At 69.1% G+C, this 16688-nt stretch carries 22 protein-coding genes; 9 read left to right on the top strand and 13 right to left on the bottom strand.

The window, feature by feature from the left end:
- The first annotated feature begins 95 nt into the window (after positions 1 to 95).
- The gene (locus tag SCI24_RS08410; protein ID WP_318724972.1) at positions 96 to 809 is read left to right on the top strand and encodes a DUF3581 domain-containing protein; all 714 of its coding nucleotides are present in this window, start codon (positions 96 to 98) and stop codon (positions 807 to 809) included.
- A gap of 32 nt (positions 810 to 841) precedes the next feature.
- Here the strand turns inward: SCI24_RS08410 and SCI24_RS08405 are convergent, their stop codons facing one another.
- Together SCI24_RS08405 and SCI24_RS08400 are read right to left on the bottom strand one after the other, a co-directional pair.
- Positions 842 to 1738: a universal stress protein gene (locus SCI24_RS08405; protein WP_318724971.1), complete on the bottom strand. Its 897-nt coding sequence runs from the start codon at positions 1736 to 1738 to the stop codon at positions 842 to 844.
- Positions 1739 to 1850: 112 nt separating this feature from the next.
- Positions 1851 to 2867 (bottom strand): acyltransferase family protein, encoded by a 1017-nt coding sequence (locus SCI24_RS08400; protein WP_318724970.1) that lies wholly within the window; start codon positions 2865 to 2867, stop codon positions 1851 to 1853.
- A gap of 131 nt (positions 2868 to 2998) precedes the next feature.
- On the opposite strand from SCI24_RS08400, the gene SCI24_RS08395 reads away from it, so the two are divergent.
- The 4 genes from SCI24_RS08395 (at position 2999) to SCI24_RS08380 (ending at position 7015) form a co-directional block, all read left to right on the top strand.
- Positions 2999 to 3922, top strand: a complete 924-nt coding sequence (locus SCI24_RS08395) for an alpha/beta hydrolase (RefSeq protein WP_318724969.1) — start codon at positions 2999 to 3001, stop codon at positions 3920 to 3922.
- Positions 3923 to 4031: 109 nt separating this feature from the next.
- Positions 4032 to 5000, top strand: coding sequence for a magnesium transporter CorA family protein (locus tag SCI24_RS08390; protein WP_318724968.1), 969 nt, complete (start codon positions 4032 to 4034; stop codon positions 4998 to 5000).
- 96 nt (positions 5001 to 5096) lie between these two features.
- The gene (locus SCI24_RS08385; protein ID WP_318724967.1) at positions 5097 to 6329 is read left to right on the top strand and encodes a DUF3422 domain-containing protein; all 1233 of its coding nucleotides are present in this window, start codon (positions 5097 to 5099) and stop codon (positions 6327 to 6329) included.
- Positions 6330 to 6430: 101 nt separating this feature from the next.
- Complete coding sequence (locus SCI24_RS08380) at positions 6431 to 7015, top strand: GNAT family N-acetyltransferase (protein WP_318724966.1); 585 nt, start codon at positions 6431 to 6433, stop codon at positions 7013 to 7015.
- Here SCI24_RS08380 and SCI24_RS08375 read toward each other — a convergent pair.
- The 4 genes from SCI24_RS08375 to SCI24_RS08360 form a co-directional block, all read right to left on the bottom strand.
- Positions 7012 to 8196 carry an MFS transporter gene (locus tag SCI24_RS08375; RefSeq protein ID WP_318724965.1) on the bottom strand — a complete coding sequence of 395 codons (1185 nt, stop codon included), beginning with the start codon at positions 8194 to 8196 and terminating at the stop codon, positions 7012 to 7014. The genes SCI24_RS08380 and SCI24_RS08375 overlap by 4 nt on opposite strands.
- A 130-nt stretch (positions 8197 to 8326) precedes the next feature.
- Positions 8327 to 8521 carry a DUF1289 domain-containing protein gene (locus SCI24_RS08370; RefSeq protein WP_318724964.1) on the bottom strand — a complete coding sequence of 65 codons (195 nt, stop codon included), beginning with the start codon at positions 8519 to 8521 and terminating at the stop codon, positions 8327 to 8329.
- Positions 8514 to 9503 (bottom strand): ion transporter, encoded by a 990-nt coding sequence (locus tag SCI24_RS08365; RefSeq protein ID WP_318724963.1) that lies wholly within the window; start codon positions 9501 to 9503, stop codon positions 8514 to 8516. The genes SCI24_RS08370 and SCI24_RS08365 overlap by 8 nt, the downstream gene beginning before the upstream one ends.
- Complete coding sequence (locus SCI24_RS08360; protein WP_278032756.1) at positions 9500 to 9727, bottom strand: DUF3820 family protein; 228 nt, start codon at positions 9725 to 9727, stop codon at positions 9500 to 9502. Before SCI24_RS08360 ends, SCI24_RS08365 begins: the two co-directional genes overlap by 4 nt.
- A gap of 36 nt (positions 9728 to 9763) precedes the next feature.
- Here SCI24_RS08360 and SCI24_RS08355 point away from each other — a divergent pair, with 36 nt between their 5' ends.
- A complete protein-coding gene (locus tag SCI24_RS08355; protein WP_318724962.1) occupies positions 9764 to 10246 on the top strand; it encodes a metallophosphoesterase family protein in 483 nt (160 codons plus the stop codon).
- 77 nt (positions 10247 to 10323) lie between these two features.
- Complete coding sequence (locus SCI24_RS08350; RefSeq protein WP_318724961.1) at positions 10324 to 10956, top strand: SDR family oxidoreductase; 633 nt, start codon at positions 10324 to 10326, stop codon at positions 10954 to 10956.
- A gap of 34 nt (positions 10957 to 10990) precedes the next feature.
- Here SCI24_RS08350 and SCI24_RS08345 read toward each other — a convergent pair whose 3' ends face one another.
- The 4 genes from SCI24_RS08345 to SCI24_RS08330 all read right to left on the bottom strand — a co-directional run bounded on the left by SCI24_RS08345 (position 10991) and on the right by SCI24_RS08330 (position 13918).
- Entirely contained in the window at positions 10991 to 11770 is a 780-nt protein-coding gene (locus tag SCI24_RS08345) for a DUF1499 domain-containing protein (RefSeq protein ID WP_318724960.1), read from the bottom strand.
- Positions 11771 to 11862: 92 nt separating this feature from the next.
- On the bottom strand, positions 11863 to 12480 hold the full coding sequence (locus tag SCI24_RS08340) for a TPM domain-containing protein (RefSeq protein WP_318724959.1): 618 nt from the start codon (positions 12478 to 12480) through the stop codon (positions 11863 to 11865).
- 62 nt (positions 12481 to 12542) lie between these two features.
- On the bottom strand, positions 12543 to 13301 hold the full coding sequence (locus SCI24_RS08335) for a TPM domain-containing protein (RefSeq protein ID WP_318724958.1): 759 nt from the start codon (positions 13299 to 13301) through the stop codon (positions 12543 to 12545).
- The gene (locus SCI24_RS08330) at positions 13298 to 13918 is read right to left on the bottom strand and encodes a LemA family protein (protein ID WP_318724957.1); all 621 of its coding nucleotides are present in this window, start codon (positions 13916 to 13918) and stop codon (positions 13298 to 13300) included. The genes SCI24_RS08335 and SCI24_RS08330 overlap by 4 nt, the downstream gene beginning before the upstream one ends.
- Before the next feature lie 214 nt (positions 13919 to 14132).
- On the opposite strand from SCI24_RS08330, the gene nfsA reads away from it, so the two are divergent.
- Positions 14133 to 14864 carry an oxygen-insensitive NADPH nitroreductase gene (nfsA, locus tag SCI24_RS08325; RefSeq protein ID WP_318724956.1) on the top strand — a complete coding sequence of 244 codons (732 nt, stop codon included), beginning with the start codon at positions 14133 to 14135 and terminating at the stop codon, positions 14862 to 14864.
- Positions 14865 to 14873: 9 nt separating this feature from the next.
- Here nfsA and SCI24_RS08320 read toward each other — a convergent pair whose 3' ends face one another.
- Both SCI24_RS08320 and SCI24_RS08315 read right to left on the bottom strand, forming a co-directional pair.
- A complete protein-coding gene (locus tag SCI24_RS08320) occupies positions 14874 to 15044 on the bottom strand; it encodes a YgjV family protein (RefSeq protein WP_318724955.1) in 171 nt (56 codons plus the stop codon).
- A gap of 13 nt (positions 15045 to 15057) precedes the next feature.
- Positions 15058 to 15951, bottom strand: coding sequence for a dihydrodipicolinate synthase family protein (locus SCI24_RS08315; protein WP_318724954.1), 894 nt, complete (start codon positions 15949 to 15951; stop codon positions 15058 to 15060).
- A 125-nt stretch (positions 15952 to 16076) separates the two neighbouring features.
- Between SCI24_RS08315 and SCI24_RS08310 the strand changes: the two genes are divergently transcribed.
- Positions 16077 to 16427 (top strand): hypothetical protein, encoded by a 351-nt coding sequence (locus SCI24_RS08310; protein ID WP_318724953.1) that lies wholly within the window; start codon positions 16077 to 16079, stop codon positions 16425 to 16427.
- Positions 16428 to 16505: 78 nt separating this feature from the next.
- Here the strand turns inward: SCI24_RS08310 and SCI24_RS08305 are convergent.
- Positions 16506 to 16688, bottom strand: a 183-nt coding sequence (locus tag SCI24_RS08305) for a BCCT family transporter (protein WP_318724952.1), incomplete at its 5' end; no start/stop codon positions are given.

Raw genomic sequence — 16688 nt, 5'->3', positions numbered from 1 at the left:
GCCGGCCTGCGTTGTCGCGGGGTTTTGTGGCATCATCTGCCCTCCCGGCAATCGCCGGCAGGGTACAGACCGCCAACGACTCAGGCATACAGTGCATGTTTCTCGACGATTTCCATACGCTTACGGACGGGCGTATCCGCATTTCCGCACAGCAGGCCAGCCAGTTCGCCAAGCGCATTGCCGGCGACTACAACCCCATCCATAACCCGGATGCACGCCGCTTCTGTGTGCCCGGTGACCTGCTCTTTGCCCTGGTGCTGGCGCGCTTCGGCCTCTCCCAGCGCATGACCTTCCGCTTCCTGAGCATGGTCGGCGACGGCACGCCGCTCTGTTTCAGCGAGCAGGACGATGGCCGGATCCGCGTCTGCGACGAGAACGGCAAGTGCTACCTGGAAGTCGAGCGCAGTGGCGAGGCGACCCGTGACGAGTCGGTGGTGGAGGCCTTCACCCGCAGCTATGTGGCCTTCTCGGGCAAGAACTTTCCCCATTACCTCAAGCCGCTGATGGAGGACAAGGGGGTGATGTTCAACCCGCGGCGTCCGCTGGTGATCTACGACAGCATGGGCTTCAGCCTGGACCGCCTGGATGCGCCCGCACCGGGCCTGGAGTTCGTGGACTCCTCGCTTGAGGTGACCGGCAAGCGCGGCGATGCACTGCTCGAGTTCCGCATCCTGGCCGGCGGCGAGGCGATCGGCACCGGCTCCAAGAAGCTGGTGGTCAGCGGGCTCTGCGACTACGACGCCGCGGCCATGGACGAGGTGGTCGCCGAGTTCTACCGCCTCAAGGCCGCCCACGAGGCCGAGGCCTGAGACGCCACCGCCGATGTCCGCCAGCCCGGGGCTCAGGCCACCACGGTGACCGGGCAGGGCGCCAGGTCGATGACCCGGTGACTGACGCTGCCCAGCAGGGATGACTGCCACTTGCCCAGGCCACGGCGGCCCATGATGACCATCGGCGCCGCCTCGGCGTGGTGCCGGGCCCGGGCGACGATGGCCTCGGGAACGCGTTTCCCCTCGCTCACCACCGCCTCGATGCCGCGCGGCACCTCGCCCAGGGCCTCCCTCGCCCGCCGGAAGGCCTCCTCGGACGGGCCGTCGTCCCTGCTCCCGTCGGTCGCCGAGCGGCCATCCGGCCGGCAGAAGACCAGTTCCACCGGCACATCGGCCCGGCGGGCCAGCTCGCCCGCCAGGGCGGTCGCCTTCAGGCAGTGGGCGGAGCCATCCACCGGCACCAGCACCTGCCCCAGGCGCGCCGCGTCGGAGATGCCGGCCGCGGCATGCACGATGGTGACCGGGCAGCGGGCCCGGTGAACCACCTCGTTGCTGATGCTGCCCTGCATGAACTTGCCGACATCACTCAGCTGGCGGGCCCCCAGCACCAGCAGGCATCCGTCATGCCGGGCCGCATGCTCGAGGATGGCGCGGTCGGGGTGGCGGATGAAGCTCGCATCCTCGAGCAGCACCTCGGTGGGCGCCTGCTCCAGGCCCGGGTCGAGCGCCTGCCGCGCCTGGGCAAAGGCCTCGGCGGCGATGTCCTGGCGTCGCGCCCTGTCGTGGTCGGCCTCTGCCTGGCGGTTGGCGGGAATATCGCTGAGCTCGGCCGGGTTGAGCGGCATCACGTGCAGCAGCTGCAGCGGTGTCTCCAGCAGCCTGGCCAGCAGGCTGGCGTGGCGCACCGCTGCCTGCGCCGACGGTGACACATCCACGGGCACGATCACCAGCGAGATCTGCTCGTCCATCGACATCCCCTCCCCGTTTCCAGAACCGCGGACATGCTGGCACTGTAATCGACTGCCGGTGTCGAGGGGTAGGCCAATGGCGCCATCCCGTGGCGTGTCGCTGCCTGGCGGCTCAGGCCACCCGCAGCCGCTTGCCCAGCAGCAGGCCGCTCCAGTCGGCGCGATTGGCGAGCCGATTGAGCAGGATCGAACCGCTCATGCCCACCACGGCGAGGGCGATCACGTAGAGCCACAGCGGGATGGGGACCTGCCAGCTGACGAAGTCCACCACCGAGAAGAAGAGGGGATGGGCCAGGTAGATGCCGAAGGAGTACTCGTTGACCTTCTTCACCAGGGGGGTAGCCTTCAGGCCGACCAGCCAGCGCATGGCCCACAGCAGCGAGAAGATGAACAGCGGCACCACCCAGGTCTCCTTGGAGGAGTACGCCAGTTCGCCGCGCAGCGTGAAGGCAACGATGCCGGCCAGCAGGGCGACCAGCCAGAAGGGGTGCGAGAAGCGTCGGAACCAGGCCTGCTGCTGGAAGTTCGGGTAGTGCTTGACGGTCAGCAGGGCCAGGAAGAACAGGTAGATCCAGCCCAGTGGCGCGATCCAGTGCAGGTAGCCGGGTGGCTCGATTGCCTGCCAGCGGAAGACCCCCCACCAGCCGATGCTGATGAGGGATCCGACCACCAGCCAGGGGCCGGAGGGCAGCCAGCGCTGCAGGCCGAACCGGTTGTAGAGCCAGAACAGCACGTAGAACTGCATGGCGACGATCAGGAAGTAGCCATGCCAGCCGGCGAACACCAGGTATTCGGTCATGTGGTAGCCGAAGCTGACTCGCTCTTCACTGGCCAGCATGCGCAGGTACTCCGCCAGCGAGTAGATCAGGCCATAGACGAAGTAGGGCACCATCACGTACTTGAAGCGATTGGCGAGGAAGTCGTGTGGCACCTTGTTGCCGTAGCGGGCCGAGAACAGGAAGATCGAGATGAAGATGAAGATCGGGGTGCCCAGCACGGTGGGGATCAGCGCCAGGTCGAGGAAGACATGTTCGAGGTAGTTCCTCTCGATGCGCTCGATCAGGTGAAAGACGAAGACCGCCAGGCAGCCGTAGAAGCGTAGCCAGTAGATTTCCTCGATGCGTTTCATGGTCTTTCCTTGACCCGTCATGGACCGTGCTGGAACGTGTCGCGTCGACCTGATGTCCGACCGGCCCAAGCGTCCCGAATTCCCTGTATGAAGGAATTCCCTCTCATTCTTTCGCACCTGGAGGCTCGCGCATGATCCGCACGATCGGAGTGACGACCCTGTTGCTGCTGGGCCTGCTGTCGGCTTCCGCGGCCTCGGCCGCCGGCCAGGTCAGTGAGCAGCGCTTCCACTCCGAGCAACTCGGGCGCGACTATCCCTATACCCTCTACCTGCCCGAGGGCTACGCGGTCAGCAACCAGGCCTATCCGGTGGTCTATCTGCTGCACGGCTCCTTTGGCAGCGAGAGCGACTGGGCGCAGAAGGGGCGTCTGCGCCGCACGGCCGACCGGCTGATAAGGCTCGGGGTCATCCCGCCGGCCATCATCGTGATGCCCGGCAGCCAGAGCTGGTGGATCGACGGCCACAACGAACCGGCTCGCTCGGCCTTCATCCAGGAGCTGGTGCCCCATATCGAGGAGAACTGGCATGTGGTGCCCGAGCGCGAGTGGCGCGGTGTGGCAGGCCTCTCGGCGGGGGGCTTCGGTGCGGTGAACCTTGCCCTCTCCTACCCCGGCCTCTTCGGTGCCGCCGCCGCCTTCAGCCCCGCCAGCTACCATCCGCTCCCCCCGGACAACTCCTCCGCCTGGCGCCATCCCGCCTTCGTCAGGGACGGCGAGTTTGACACCGCCCTCTGGGAGCGCACCAACTACACGGCCCACCTTGATGGCTACCTCTCCCAGGAGCTCGTCGTGCCCCTCTACCTGACCGCCGGCGATCGCGACCGGCTGAATGCCGTTCACCATGCCCGGCTGCTCAAGAGCGCGCTGGAGCCGCACCAGCTCGGGCAGGTGCACATGGACGTGCTGCCCGGTGGCCACACCTGGCGGGTATGGCGCGCCAGTCTGCCTCGGGGGCTCGACTTCATGTTCCGCCACCTCCAGGGGCCGGTGCCGATCGAGACGGAGGATGCCCGGGTCGAGGACCCCGAACCGACCTCGCCGGCGGTGTCTGGCTGAAGCGCAACAGGCAGGCACCGGCAAGCGCCATCGCCATGACCGCTGCTGGGCAAGGGGCGAGGCCGTACCGTAAGGTTCAGGAACTGTCTCGCCGAAGGATGACGACCCGATGATGCGTACGCTGCTGCTGGAGGCCGATGGCCGTGTGACGAGGGGCGGGGAGGAGCTGATCGCGCGCTGGCGCGAAGAGGCCGCAAGCCGCATCTGGATCGACCTGCAGGGCGAGGGGCAGGCGCGCGAGCGGGAACTGCTCGAGGCCTTCGGCTGCCACCCCATGGCCATCGACGACGCCCACCGCGAGCGCCACCCGCCCAAGATCGAGGAGTTCGAGACCCACACCCTGGTCCTCTACCGCGGCATCTCCTCCTTCGACGCCGAGCTGAACTTCGAGCCCCAGCAGATCGCCTTCTTCATCGGCGAGCGCTCGCTGATCAGCCTGCACCCCGGCAAGGCGCTGAGCATCGACCGCCTGCTGGCCCACGAGGGCGAGGCGCTGCTGCGCCGCTCCCCCGAGCACGTGGCACTCAGGGTCATGTACGTCTCCGCCGGCTTCTACCTGGACAGCCTGCTCGAGTTCGAGAATGCCCTCAGTGACCTGGAGGACGAGCTGATGGAGGATGGCAGCGATGCCCTGATGCGCCGGGTCATCGCCTATCGCTCGCGGCTGGTGAAGATGCGCCGGGTTTACCGCTACCACGTCGGCATCACCCAGGAGCTCACCGCCTACGACTATGAGCATCTGCCCCGCGACAACGAGGATACCCTGCATGCCATCAATGACGTCCACGAGCGCTTCGAGCGTCTGCACAGCCTGACCCAGATGTACTACGACATCTGCGGTGACCTGATCGACGGCTACATCTCGCTCTCCTCGCACCAGCTCAACATCACCATGCGGGTGCTCACGGTGATCACCGCCATCTTCGTGCCGCTCACCTTCATTGCCGGCGTCTACGGGATGAACTTCGCGCACATGCCGGAGCTCGCCTATCGCTGGGGCTACTTCGTGGTGCTGGGGGTGATGCTCGCCATCGGCCTGGGCCTGCTGTGGCTGTTTCGGCGCAGGAAGTGGCTGTAGGCCCGGCCGCCGTCGCGGCACGTTGACGCGGCGCACTTGGCCCGAGGGAATCCAGCCTCTAGTCTCGAGGGTCTTCCCCTCTTGCCTGGCCCCGACATGCACCCACAGCGCGCCCGACTGCACAACGAGCTCCACGCCCGGCCCTCGATCTACTTCGAGGAGCCGGCGCACCTCCACCACTACGCCTTCCTCGACGGCGACGGCATCGCCGCGGACATCCTCGGCCGGGTCGCCGAGGTGGTCGGCAGGACCCCCGACATCGAGGCGGCCCAGGAGATCCTCGATCTCGGCGACCAGACCCTGAAGTGGGAGCTCCACACCGAGTTCTTCACCCTGACCCTGCTGGTGCCGAAGCTCCCGCAGGGCGAGCCCTGGCCGTCGCCCCCGCCGCTGCTGGCGGAGATCGCTGCCGAACACAGCCGGGCGCTGATCAATGCCAGCCTGATCCTGGTGGAGGCGGAGGCCGCCTGGGGCGGCGACGCCGAGGCCTACGGCTTTCGCGACCCCGCCGGTTCCAGCGTGGGCGATGGCGATGCCACCGTGTGGAGCGACTTCCGGCTCACGGCGGCCGGCGTCAACCGCCTGCTGCTGGTCAACCGCGGCCTCAACGCCTTTCGCCTGGGCCGCATGACCCGGCGGCTGCTGGAGATCGAGACCTACCGCATGATGGCCTCGCTGGCGCTGCCGGTGGCCAAGGAGATGAGCCTCGAACTGCGCGACCACGAGCTGGAGCTCGGCGAGCTCTCGGAGCGTAATACCGAGGACGAGGAGGCGAGCTCCCGGCCCCTGCTGGCGGCCATCTCCGCGCTCTCGGCGCGGCTCGAGCGCTCGGGAGCCCGCTCGCGCCAGCGCTTCAGCGCCACCGAGGCCTATGCGCGGATCGTCTTCAACCGCATCGAGGAACTGCGCGAGGAGCGCCTCGGCGACCGTCCCCGGCTGGGGACCTTCATCCTGCGCCGCTTCCGGCCGACGGTGCACTACTGCGCCGCGATCAACCAGCGCCAGGAGAGCCTGGCGGAGAGCGTGGCGCGGCTCAACGACCTGCTGAGGACCCGCGCCCAGGTGGAGATCGAGGAGCAGAACTCCGAGATCCTGCAGAGCCTCAACGAGCGCACCAGCAGCCAGCTGAAGATCCAGAAGGCCGTCGAGGGGCTGTCGATCATCGTCATCAGCTACTACCTCTTCAGCCTGTTCAAGCTGGGGCTGCAGAGCCTCGGGGCCCTGGGCGTGGCGATCGAGCCCAGCGTCGCCGCCGCCGTGCTGGGGCCACTGGGGCTGGGGATCATCGGCCTGCTGGCCTGGCGGATTCAGCGCGTCAAGAATCACTGACAAGAGGGGGCTCGATCCCGGCAGGGGCAGGAGGTTGGCGCTATGCTGAGGATAGGCCCCTCCGGGCCTGACCCTCACCTGCACCCCTTCGGGAGGTGACCATGCGGCTACGTGATGCGGTCCGGGCCGATGCTCGGGAGCTGGCCTACCTGATCAACCTGGCGGGGGAGGGGCTGCCCGAGTACCTCTGGGGGCTGATGGCCGAGGGCGGCGAACCCCCGCTGGAGGTCGGCATGCAACGCGCTGCCAGGCAGGAGGGCGGCTTCAGCTACCGCCACGCCAGGGTCTGCATCGACCGGGGACGGCTGGTGGGGATGATCCTCGCCTATCGGTTGCCGGATGTCGGCGATCCCGAGGAACTGAAGGAGTGTCCCGCCGTGGTCGAGCCGCTCCTGCGTCTCGAGGCCAGGGTCCCGGGCAGCTGGTACATCAACGCCATCGCCACCCTGCCGGCGGCACGCCGCAAGGGCATCGGCCGCCTGCTGATGGCCCAGGCAGAGGCCTCGGCGATTGCCGCCGGCTGCGACGAGATCAGCCTGATCGTGGCCTCGGAGAATAACGTTGCCCGCGCGTTCTATCGTCGGCTGGGCTACCGCGAGGTGGCGTCCCTGCCGGTGGTGCCCTGGCCCGGTGGCCCGCATGGCGGCGACTGGTTGCTGATGGCCCGGTGTCTGGAGGGTGGCTAGGAACCCTCGGAAGCCGAGACCGACCTGCCGCCCGCGGTGCGAGCCACCCTGGCCCGCAGGGCGAACAGCGCCACGGCCAGCAGGCCTACCAGCGCCATCAGCAGCAGCGGGAAGCTGCGCGTCCCGAGCCCCTCCAGCAGCGGGCCGGTCAGCGAGGGCACCGCCATGGCGCCGCTGCCGGCGGCCAGGAAGATCATGCCGGTGGTGCGCCCGCTCATCGCCATCAGCTGGTTGCTCAGTCCGAACAGGGTGGGAAAGATCGCCGAGGCGGCCAGCCCGAAGAGCAGCGAGACGGCCCCCAGCGGCAGCCAGTCCAGCTGCAGCGCCAGGGCGCTGGCCAGCCCCAGGGCCAGGCAGCCGCCCAGCACCCACCAGGGCGAGAAGCGCCGCAGCAGCGGGATCGCCAGCAGGCGGCCCACCGAGAGCGCCAGCCAGAACAGGGTGGCCAGCATGGCGGCCTCCTCGCCGGGCATGCCGCGCAGGGTGGCATAGGCGGTGACCCAGCCGGCGAAGGTGATCTCCATGCCCACGTAGAGGCCGAACATGAACAGGAACAGCCCCAGCCGCCAGGCATCGGCGGGCGGCCTGGGGGCATCGTCCTCGCGGGCGGCGGGGGCTCGGGGGCTCTCCAGGTGGGCCAGCGGCCAGAGCAGCAGCAGCGCATAGAGCGCCACCGCCCAGAAGGCCCAGGCGAAGTGGCCGGTCAGCGCCAGCACCGCCACCAGCACCAGCGGCACCAGGGTGTTGCCCAGCCCGAAGCAGAAGTGCAGGGCGCTGATCCAGGGCGGCGAATCCTTGCCGTGGGCCCACAGCAGCAGGGTATTGGAACCGGCGTTGGCCGAGACCTCGGCCAGGCCCAGCAGGAAGACGACCCCGGTCAGCATCGCGAGCCCCTGGCTGAAGGGCACCAGCACCAGCCCCGTCGCCATCAGCAGCAGCATGGCGGCGACCACGCGGTGGCCCGGGAAGCGATCCACCAGCCGCCCCGAGAGCAGCGAGCCGAGCATGTTGCCCAGTGCCCGGGCGGTGAACAGCACCGAGATCTGGCCCATGGTCGAGCCGGTCATCGCCGCCAGGTGCGGCAGCGCGGGACCGAGCAGGCCGCCGCTCATGCCCACGGCCAGCATGACCAGGAAGTAGTGGTGGGTGACCCGGCGGGCGTGGGGCGTCGAGGCCGGCATGTCCCCTCCTTGGCAGGCGGCAAAGGGCGCGATTGTGCCATCTTTCCCGCCCCGATGACGCCTCCCTGCCTGTCCTCCGGCATCGGTCGTAAGCCCGGGTAATCTGCAGCCGGCCACGCCTCGCCGCCGATCAGGCCCGGGTCGGCTCGGCCTTGCCCTCGCGCGCCAGTCGCTGCCAGACCGCCTTCCGCTCGGCCTCATCCATGCGCGTCCAGCGGCCGATCTCGTCCAGGCTGCGCCCGCACCCCTGGCAGTGCGTGCCTTCCGGCGTGAGGCGGCAACGCTTCACGCAGGGGGAAGGGCGAGCTCCGGGGGGATCACTCATAGCGTTCCCGCCACTGCTGGACGGCGATCTGCTCCTTGAGCATCTCGAGCATGTCGATCAGCACCTGTTCGGTCACCCGGTCGGTGTGCTTGTCGACCTGCAGCCAGGCATCGAAGCCGCTCTCCGTCATGTGCTCCACCAGGTGGCCGAACTCCGGTGAGCGCATGCCCCTCACGGCCTCGTCCAGCAGCCGGCAGGCCAGGTCGCGGAGCGTCTCGTCCAGCCCCCTGGCCACCTGGCTGCCCATGGGCAGGCGCTTCAGGCGGCGGATCTCCGGGCTCTCGGCCAAGGTGCGGCCCACCAGGGCCCCGACGTAGCGCATCAGCTCGTCGCGATTCGCCACATAGGCGGTGTCGGCCATCTCCTCCAGGCGCCGGGACACCTCGGCGATCAGCTGGTGCTTGCGCGGCAGGATCACGTCCCCGACGACGCGGCGGGAGAGCGAGTCGCTGGCACGCACCTGCTGCTGCACATTGTCGAGCAGGCGGATGGCGATGCGGTCGGAGAGCTCCTCCAGCAGGATGTCGTAGTACTTGGCATAGACCCCGTACAGCCGCCAGCGGCGGATATCGATCATGCCCACCCGCTGCAGGCGATGCAGCAGCGAGATGACGCGCAGCACCCGCAGCAGGCGGAAGCCGCCCAGGGGAATGCAGCCGAGCACGTCGTACCAGTGCACGAAGGGATAGAAGAACCAGCGATGGTAGCGCCGCTCGGCGATGGCCACGGCCCAGCCCAGCAGCACATCGAGCAGGAAGAGGCTGACGAAGGCCAGGTCGATGGCGATGAAGTTGGCATGGACGTGCCGGTCGTAGGCGGCATGCCACCCCGGGGCCACGGCCTCGAAGGCCGCGTTGAGCGGCGGCAGCAGGTAGAGGGAGTCGAACAGCAGCAGCGCCAGGTTGGCCACCACCAGGACCAGGATCAGCAGGTCCCAGGCGATGTGCAGGCGCTCCAGGGCCAGCCCGACGGGCCGTTTCACCCTCGGCTCCCGGCGTTGGTGCGCAGCGGGTCGAGCAGTTCGCTCAGTCCGTTGTGGTCGATCTCGTGCATCAGGTGCAGCAGCCGGCCGATCTGGCCCTCGGGAAAGCCCTCGCGGGCGAACCAGTTGAGGTAGGGGCCGGGCAGGTCGGCGATCAGGCAGCCCGCGTGCTTGCCGAAGGGCATGCGCAGGGTGACCAGTTTCTCAAGGTCTTCGGGATTCACTATGCTGGCTCCATGACGAACAGAGGCGACCTTACCATGCCGGATGTGACGCTCGAAGGGCCCATCGGGGTGATCGCCGATACCCACGGGCTGCTGCGCCCCGAGGCGCTGGCGATGCTCGAGGGCTGCGGGCTGATCCTGCATCTCGGCGACGTAGGCAGCAAGGACGAGGACGCCGCCCTCCTCGAGCGCCTCGCCGCACTGGCGCCGCTGCATGCCGTGCGCGGCAACATTGACACCGCGGCCTGGGCCGAGGGGCTGCCCCTCACCTGCGACCTGCGGGTCAACGGCTGGCGGCTGCACCTGGTGCACGATATCGCCGACCTCGACGCGGCCATCGCCTGCGACGCCGTGCTCCACGGCCACTCCCACAAGCCGCGCAACGAGTGGCGGGGCGAGCGGCTGCTGTTCAACCCGGGCGCCGCCGGCAAGCGTCGCTTCCGGCTGCCCATCACCCTGGGCAAGCTGTGGGCGGACGCGCGCGGCCTGCGCGGGGCGATCCTGCACCTGCCGTTGTGACGCGCCACGCCTTGATCCGGCGACACCCCGCCCGCATGCACAGGGGTGAACCTTCCGACCCAACCCGAGGAGAGCCCATGACGACCCTGGTGATCGGTGCCAACGGCCAGATCGGCCGCCAGTTCTGCGCGCTGGCGCAGGCCGCCGGCGAGCCCATCAAGGCCATGATCCGCGACGCGGCCCAGCAGCCCTGGTTCGAGGAGCGCGGCATCGAGACGGTGATCGCCGACCTGGAGGGCGACTTCCGCGCCGCATTCGACGGCTGCGACCAGGTGGTCTTCACCGCCGGCTCGGGCCCGCACACCGGCCCCGACAAGACCCTGCTGATCGACCTCTACGGGGCCATCCGCGCCGTGGATATCGCCCGCGAGCGGGGCATCGGGCGCTTCCTGATGGTCAGCGCCATGCGCGCCGAGAATCCCCAGGAGGCGCCGGAGAAGCTGCGCCCCTACATGGCCGCCAAGTTCGCCGCCGATGCCCACCTGCGCCTGGCCGGGGTGCCCCACCTGATCCTCAAGCCGGGCCGGCTGACCGACGAGCCCGCCACCGAGCGCGTGGCGACCTCGCTTGCCGAGACCGGCGGCGAGAACCAGGTCTCGCGGGCCAACGTTGCCCATGCCCTGCTGCACCTGCTCAAGGCCCGGGAACTGGTCGATCGCGAGTTCGTGCTGCTCGACGGCGAGCGGGAGATCGGCGAGGCGCTGGCATAGCGCGGGCAGCGGCCGGCTGACCCGACCATTGTCCTTACTCCAGGCGTTGCTCCAGGCGTTGCTCCAGGTCTGCCAGGAAGGCCCGGATGCGTGCCGCATTGGTACCCACGTCGCTGGCGCCGAGCCGCGAGGCGGAGCGCATGTCGACCCGCACGCCCTCCGGCGTCTCGGTCAGCCGGATCACCACGTCGTCCTTGAAGTCGAACCAGGTGGTGGTGGCGGTGGCCTCCAGCCGGGCGTCGCCCACCGCGGCGATCTCCCACCCGGCGTCGCGCGCCTCGGCCTCGGCGGCGGCCAGCACCGCGTCGAGGGGGGCGTCGAGCACCAGCGGCTGGATGTCCGGGTAAGCCTCGCGCTGCTGGCGGGCGGTCGCCTCGCCGGGATAGTCCACGGCATTGGGCGCGGCCTCCCGGGCCGCGACCAGGGCCTCGAAGGCGGGCGGGTCCTGCGTGTCGGTGGTGATGTCGTGGATGGGCGGCACCGACCTGGCCTGCTGCAGCTGCATCCAGGGCACCGCGACCAGCACCAGGCCGGCCAGGATCACCAGCCCGCCCAGCAGCGCCGGCAGGGCGCGGCGAGTGAAGGCGGCGATGAGCAGCCCCACCAGGCCCAGCCCGGCGGCGCCGAGGGCGACGAAGGCGCCGTAGCGCAGCATGCTGAAGGCATCCCCCAGCGCGAGCAGCCCGGTTCGATAGGCCGGCCCCGCGAGGGCCATGGAGAGGGCTGCCAGGATGGCCAGGATGCCCCCCGCCAGTGCCACCTTGAAGGCCAGTCCCGTGCCTCGATGTTCCGATGTCTTGGGGTCAGGTGTCATGCCGCTTCCTCGCGTCGGTCGGCCCATCTCGAAGGGTAGCCCTTCGGCCGGGAAGGGGCGCTCGCCATGCCCCGGGGCATGGCAGAGGCGTGTCAATCCAGCACGATCAGGTGATTGGGCAGCTCGTTGCGCTCGTGGGTGGCCGGTACCTGCTCCTTGAGGTGCTCGCCGCAGGCCTCGATGCACTCCAGGAACCCCTGCAGGGTCTCGCCGGCCTTCACCTGGCGGGTGAAGGCCGCCACGATGGATTGCCAGGTCTCGTCGCTGATGCGTGCCGAGATGCCACGGTCGACCAGGATCTCTACATAGCGCTCGGCTTCGGAGACGAAGATCAGCATCCCCGTGCCCCCCTCGGTGTGGTGCAGCTCCTGTTCCAGGAACTGCCGCCGGGCGAGGTTGGCCGCCCGCCACTGGCGAACCGAGCGCGGGATCAGCCGGGTGGTGACGGCGGGAAGGCGGAACACCAGTCCCAGCACGATGAAGGTCGCCCACTGCACCAGGGTCAGCTCCCAGGCCGTCAACCAGCCGGGAAAGTAGTTGACCGCACCGGGCACCACCAGCGCCAGCAGGCCGGCCCAGAGCAGCGGGATATAGGCATAGTTGTCCGCTCGCGGCGCCAGTACGGTGACCAGCTCGGCGTCGGTATCGCGCTCGACCCGATGAATCGCCTCGGCTACCTGTCGCTGCTCGTCTTCACTCAATAAGGCCATGGGGGTCGTGATCTCCGAATCCTGATTGTCATGTCGGTGTCGCCACCGGCCGAAGGGTCGGCTTACCAGCCGCCGGACGCGCCGCCGCCACCGAAGCCGCCGCCGCCACCGCCGAAACCACCCCCGCCGCCGAAGCCGCCGCCCCCGCGAGACCGGCCGCCAAGCGCACCGCCCAGCAGCATGCCGGCCAGCAGGCCGCCGCGCCCACCGCGTACCAGGGTCATGACGATCACGAACATCACGAAGAAGAGAATCGATGCCGGTCCCCTGGGGCCCGGCTCCCCGGCCGGGGCGCCGGAGGTGGCGCTGGTGTCCATGGGCTCGCCGCCCAGCACCCGGATCATCGCCTCCACGCCCTCGGTGATGCCGCGGGCATAGTCGCCCTCGCGGAACGCCGGGGTCAGGGTCTGGTTGATGATCACCGAGGACTGGGCGTCGGTCAGTCGGCCCTCGAGGCCGTAGCCGACCTCGATGCGCACCTTGCGCTCATTCGGCGCGACGATCAGCAGGGCGCCGTTGTCCTCCTCTGCCTGGCCGATGCCCCAGTGGCGCCCCAGCTGATAGCCATACTCCTCGATGGGGACGCCCTGCAGGTCCGGCAGGGTCGCCACCACCAGTTGCTCGGTGGTGGCCTCCTCGTGGGCCGCGAGCCGCTCGCTCAGGCGTGATTCGGTGGCCGGGTCCAGCAGCTCGGCCTGGTCCACCACGCGGCCGGTCAGCTCGGGAAAGTCGAGTTCCTGGCCTTCACTTTCCCGGGCCTGGAGGCCGAGGGCCGTCGACAGCAGCAATGCCAGTAGCGGAATGCGCAGGAGATCGCTCATTCAAACTCCACCTGGGGGGCCTGGTCCGCGTTCTCGGTCGTGGCCTCGAAGGTCTCGCGAAGCGGCATGTCGCTGTAGAGGATGGTGTGCCACAGGCGACCGGGGAAGGTGCGGATCTCGGTGTTGTAGCGCTCGACCGCGGTAATGAAGTCGCGCCGGGCCACGGCGATGCGGTTCTCGGTGCCCTCCAGCTGCGACTGCAGGGCCAGGAAGTTCTGGTTTGACTTCAGCTCGGGGTAGCGCTCGGAGACCGCCATCAGGCGGCTCAGTGCCCCGGTGAGCTGCTGCTGGGCCTGCTCGAACTGGCGCATCTTTTCCGGGTCGTCCAGCGACGCGGCGTCGATCTGGATGGAGGTGGCCTTGGCCCGCGCCTCCACCACGGCGATCAGGGTCTCCTGCTCCTGTCGGGCAAACCCCTTGACCGTCTCGACCAGGTTGGGCACCAGGTCCGCGCGCCGCTGGTACTGGTTCTCCACCTGCGCCCAGGCCGACTTCACCTGTTCGTCATAGGTGGGGATGTTGTTGACGCCGCAACCCGTCAACAGCATCGCCATGATCAGCACAAGGGTAAATCGCCAGACACGAGGGTCGGGAAGCGCGGTGTGTCTCGTCAGCATGGGGTCGGTCCATCCCTGTGATTGCGATTCGATGCCCTCCAAGGTACAGCTCAGGGTGATATGAAGGAAGCGATGCCAGGCCGACACGCCGCCCGTCAGTGGAAGGGATGGCCCTCGTCGATGCAAAGCCTCACCGAGTGATGGAGAATGTGGCGTTACCTGATGGTCGCCGCGCGCCCTGGCGACGCTGTCCGACACCATGCAACGAGGTCCCATGAATCCCACCATCGAACTGCTCAAGTCCCACCGCTCGATCCGCAAGTTCACCGACCAGCCGGTCTCCCGCGAGCTGCTGGAGACGCTGATCGAGGCCGGCCAGGCCGCGGCCACCTCCAGCCACGTCCAGGCCTACTCGGTGATCCACGTGACGAACCCGGCGAACCGCGAGGCGATCGCCGAGCTGGCCGGCGGCCAGTCCTACGTGGCCACCGGCGGCGCCTTCCTGCTGTTCTGCGCCGACATGAAGCGTCCCACCGAGGCCGCCGAGCGCACCGGCGCCCGGGTGGTGCGCGGCATGACCGAGCAGCTGCTGGTGGCCAGCGTGGATACCGCCCTGATGGCCCAGAACGTGGCCATCGCCGCGGAATCGGAAGGGCTGGGCATCTGCTACATCGGCGGCATCCGCAACAACCCCCAGCAGATCAGCGACCTGGTGGGCATCCCGGACCACGTCTTCCCGGTGTTCGGCATGTGCCTCGGCTACCCGGCCCACGACCCGGACGTGAAGCCGCGCCTGCCGGTGGCGGCGATCCTCAAGGAGGACACCTACACCGACGACCGCGAGCTGGTGGACGCCTACGACGACGCCATGCACGCCTACTACCAGTCGCGGAAGGGCGGCCCCAAGGACACCACCTGGTCGCGGAACCTCACCCCGCTGTTCGACACCAAGCTGCGCCCCCACATGCGCGAGTTCCTGGTCAAGCGCGGCTTCGAGATGAAGTGAGCCGCGGCCTCAGCCGTGGATGTAGCGCAGGCGGGCATCGCGGCGCAGGCGCAGCATGGTGATCACGTAGGTCAGGAAGATCAGGCTCTCGGCGATGGTGCCGCCGATCGAACCGGCCAGCAGGTTGCTGATCACCCAGCACAGCGCCGGCCCGGGCACATCTGCGCGACCCGATGGCATCACGCCGGGCCGCTCAGGCGAGTTCCAGCGCCTGCAGCACGGCGGCCAGTGCCTGCCGTTCCTGGCCCTCCAGCGTCTTCAGGGGCAGCGGCAGGCTGGGTGGTTCGGTGAGCCCCAGGAGCTCCGCCGCGGTGGCCACCACACGCAGGCTTCCCCCGTGCCGGCGGAACAGGGCCCATAGCGGCTCGAGATGCTGGCTCATCCACAGGGCCTTGTCCCCCTTGCCGGCCCGGGCCGCACGGGTAATGGCCAGGGCGGTCTCGGGAAACAGGCCGCCGATCACCGAATACCAGGCCTCGCAGCCGGCATTCAGCCCGGTGGCGGCCATGGCATCGCCGCTGACGCCGATCGTCACCTCCGGCGGGATCAGGCCGCGCAGCCGCGCGACACGCTCCCGGGCGGCCGCTGGCTCGGCGGGCACGCCGGGGATCTTGATGGAGGCCACCCTGGGCAGCGCCGCGATGCGCCCATGCAGCGCGTCGCTGAAGGTGAAGTGCGTCGTGCCGGGATTGTCGTAGACGCAGAGCGGCACCGAGAGTCGAGCGGTCACGGCCTCATAGAGCCCGAAGGCCTCCTCCTCGGACAGCGGCTGGTACGACATCGGCGCCAGCAGCACCGCGCTGGCGCCCGCGGCCTCGGCGTCCTCGGCCAGGGCCAGGACGTCGCGGGTGCGCAGGGCGCTGATGCCCACGATCACCGGCACGTCGCCGGCGTGCTCCACGGCCAGCCGGGCCATGCGGGCGCGTTCGGCGCGGGTGAGATAGGCATAGTTCCCCGTCGAGCCGAGCGCCCCGATGGAATCGACGCCCGCAGCGGCCAGCCTCTCGACCAGTCGGACGAATCCCGCCTCGTCGATGGCGGCCTCGTTCATGGGCGTCAACGGAAAGGCACTCAGGCCGATGAACATGGCGGTCTCCTCGTTCCATGGGCTGGCGGCGGACTTGCTCGAGAGTATGTCACGGCGGAGACTCGGCACCACGCCTCCGGGCTGCGCACCGGAGTCTTGCCGCCAACCCCTGGAGGGCTGATTGCATGGGAAGCCAAGCCGACCCCGACCTGGCCCCGCGCCTGCGCGAGCTGCTGAGGGGCCTGCCCGACGAACGGCTGCCGATCACCTACCAGCAGGCCGCCGAGGCGCTGGGCCTCGCGCCGCCGCGCACCATCCAGCGCGTCGCTCAGGCGCTGGAGGCGCTGATGCGCGAGGACGTCGCCGCCGGCCGGCCGATGATCGCCGCCCTGGTGGTCAGCCGCCGCGACGACCTGCCCCGGCAGGGCTTCTTCGAGCTGGCCGTGGCGCTCGGCCGCTTTCCCGCGGACCCGGCAGGCCACGCGGCGGCCTATCGGCAGGAGCTCCGGCAGGTGCTGGCGGAGCGATCGGCATGAGGCGAAGGGATGGAGCTATGGAGGGGAACGGCAGACGCCCCCGGATGGGGGCGTCGGTAGAGTGGGGAGAGCCGTGTGTCAGGTCACGCCGGCAAGCACCAGGTCGCGATGTTCCTGGCGCAGGCTCTTTACGAGGCCCACGCACATCACCACCAGCACCAGGGAGAAAGGCAGGCCGGTGGCCACCGCGCCGGCCTGCAGGGCGCCCAGTGCGGCATCGCCGCCGCCGTAGAGCAGGATGCCGGCAATCACCCCTTCCAG

The organism is Halomonas sp. (assembly GCF_033549285.1).
Classification (GTDB): Bacteria; Pseudomonadota; Gammaproteobacteria; order Pseudomonadales; family Halomonadaceae; genus Halomonas.
Note: the sequence above shows the minus strand (reverse complement) of the source record. Positions and strands in the feature narration are given on the sequence as shown.

What these genes read in the sequence shown, in the direction of transcription:
- SCI24_RS08355 (WP_318724962.1), top strand. Translation starts at nt 9,764, where the DNA reads ATGCCGGATGTGACGCTCGAAGGGCCCATCGGGGTGATCGCCGATACC.
- SCI24_RS08340 (WP_318724959.1), bottom strand. Translation starts at nt 12,480, where the DNA reads ATGGCCTTATTGAGTGAAGACGAGCAGCGACAGGTAGCCGAGGCGATT.
- SCI24_RS08405 (WP_318724971.1), bottom strand. Translation starts at nt 1,738, where the DNA reads ATGGACGAGCAGATCTCGCTGGTGATCGTGCCCGTGGATGTGTCACCG.
- SCI24_RS08335 (WP_318724958.1), bottom strand. Translation starts at nt 13,301, where the DNA reads ATGAGCGATCTCCTGCGCATTCCGCTACTGGCATTGCTGCTGTCGACG.
- SCI24_RS08350 (WP_318724961.1), top strand. Translation starts at nt 10,324, where the DNA reads ATGACGACCCTGGTGATCGGTGCCAACGGCCAGATCGGCCGCCAGTTC.
- SCI24_RS08385 (WP_318724967.1), top strand. Translation starts at nt 5,097, where the DNA reads ATGCACCCACAGCGCGCCCGACTGCACAACGAGCTCCACGCCCGGCCC.
- SCI24_RS08310 (WP_318724953.1), top strand. Translation starts at nt 16,077, where the DNA reads ATGGGAAGCCAAGCCGACCCCGACCTGGCCCCGCGCCTGCGCGAGCTG.
- nfsA (WP_318724956.1), top strand. Translation starts at nt 14,133, where the DNA reads ATGAATCCCACCATCGAACTGCTCAAGTCCCACCGCTCGATCCGCAAG.
- SCI24_RS08330 (WP_318724957.1), bottom strand. Translation starts at nt 13,918, where the DNA reads ATGCTGACGAGACACACCGCGCTTCCCGACCCTCGTGTCTGGCGATTT.
- SCI24_RS08370 (WP_318724964.1), bottom strand. Translation starts at nt 8,521, where the DNA reads ATGAGTGATCCCCCCGGAGCTCGCCCTTCCCCCTGCGTGAAGCGTTGC.
- SCI24_RS08395 (WP_318724969.1), top strand. Translation starts at nt 2,999, where the DNA reads ATGATCCGCACGATCGGAGTGACGACCCTGTTGCTGCTGGGCCTGCTG.
- SCI24_RS08320 (WP_318724955.1), bottom strand. Translation starts at nt 15,044, where the DNA reads ATGCCATCGGGTCGCGCAGATGTGCCCGGGCCGGCGCTGTGCTGGGTG.
- SCI24_RS08410 (WP_318724972.1), top strand. Translation starts at nt 96, where the DNA reads ATGTTTCTCGACGATTTCCATACGCTTACGGACGGGCGTATCCGCATT.
- SCI24_RS08315 (WP_318724954.1), bottom strand. Translation starts at nt 15,951, where the DNA reads ATGTTCATCGGCCTGAGTGCCTTTCCGTTGACGCCCATGAACGAGGCC.
- SCI24_RS08375 (WP_318724965.1), bottom strand. Translation starts at nt 8,196, where the DNA reads ATGCCGGCCTCGACGCCCCACGCCCGCCGGGTCACCCACCACTACTTC.
- SCI24_RS08345 (WP_318724960.1), bottom strand. Translation starts at nt 11,770, where the DNA reads ATGACACCTGACCCCAAGACATCGGAACATCGAGGCACGGGACTGGCC.
- SCI24_RS08380 (WP_318724966.1), top strand. Translation starts at nt 6,431, where the DNA reads ATGCGGCTACGTGATGCGGTCCGGGCCGATGCTCGGGAGCTGGCCTAC.
- SCI24_RS08400 (WP_318724970.1), bottom strand. Translation starts at nt 2,867, where the DNA reads ATGAAACGCATCGAGGAAATCTACTGGCTACGCTTCTACGGCTGCCTG.
- SCI24_RS08390 (WP_318724968.1), top strand. Translation starts at nt 4,032, where the DNA reads ATGATGCGTACGCTGCTGCTGGAGGCCGATGGCCGTGTGACGAGGGGC.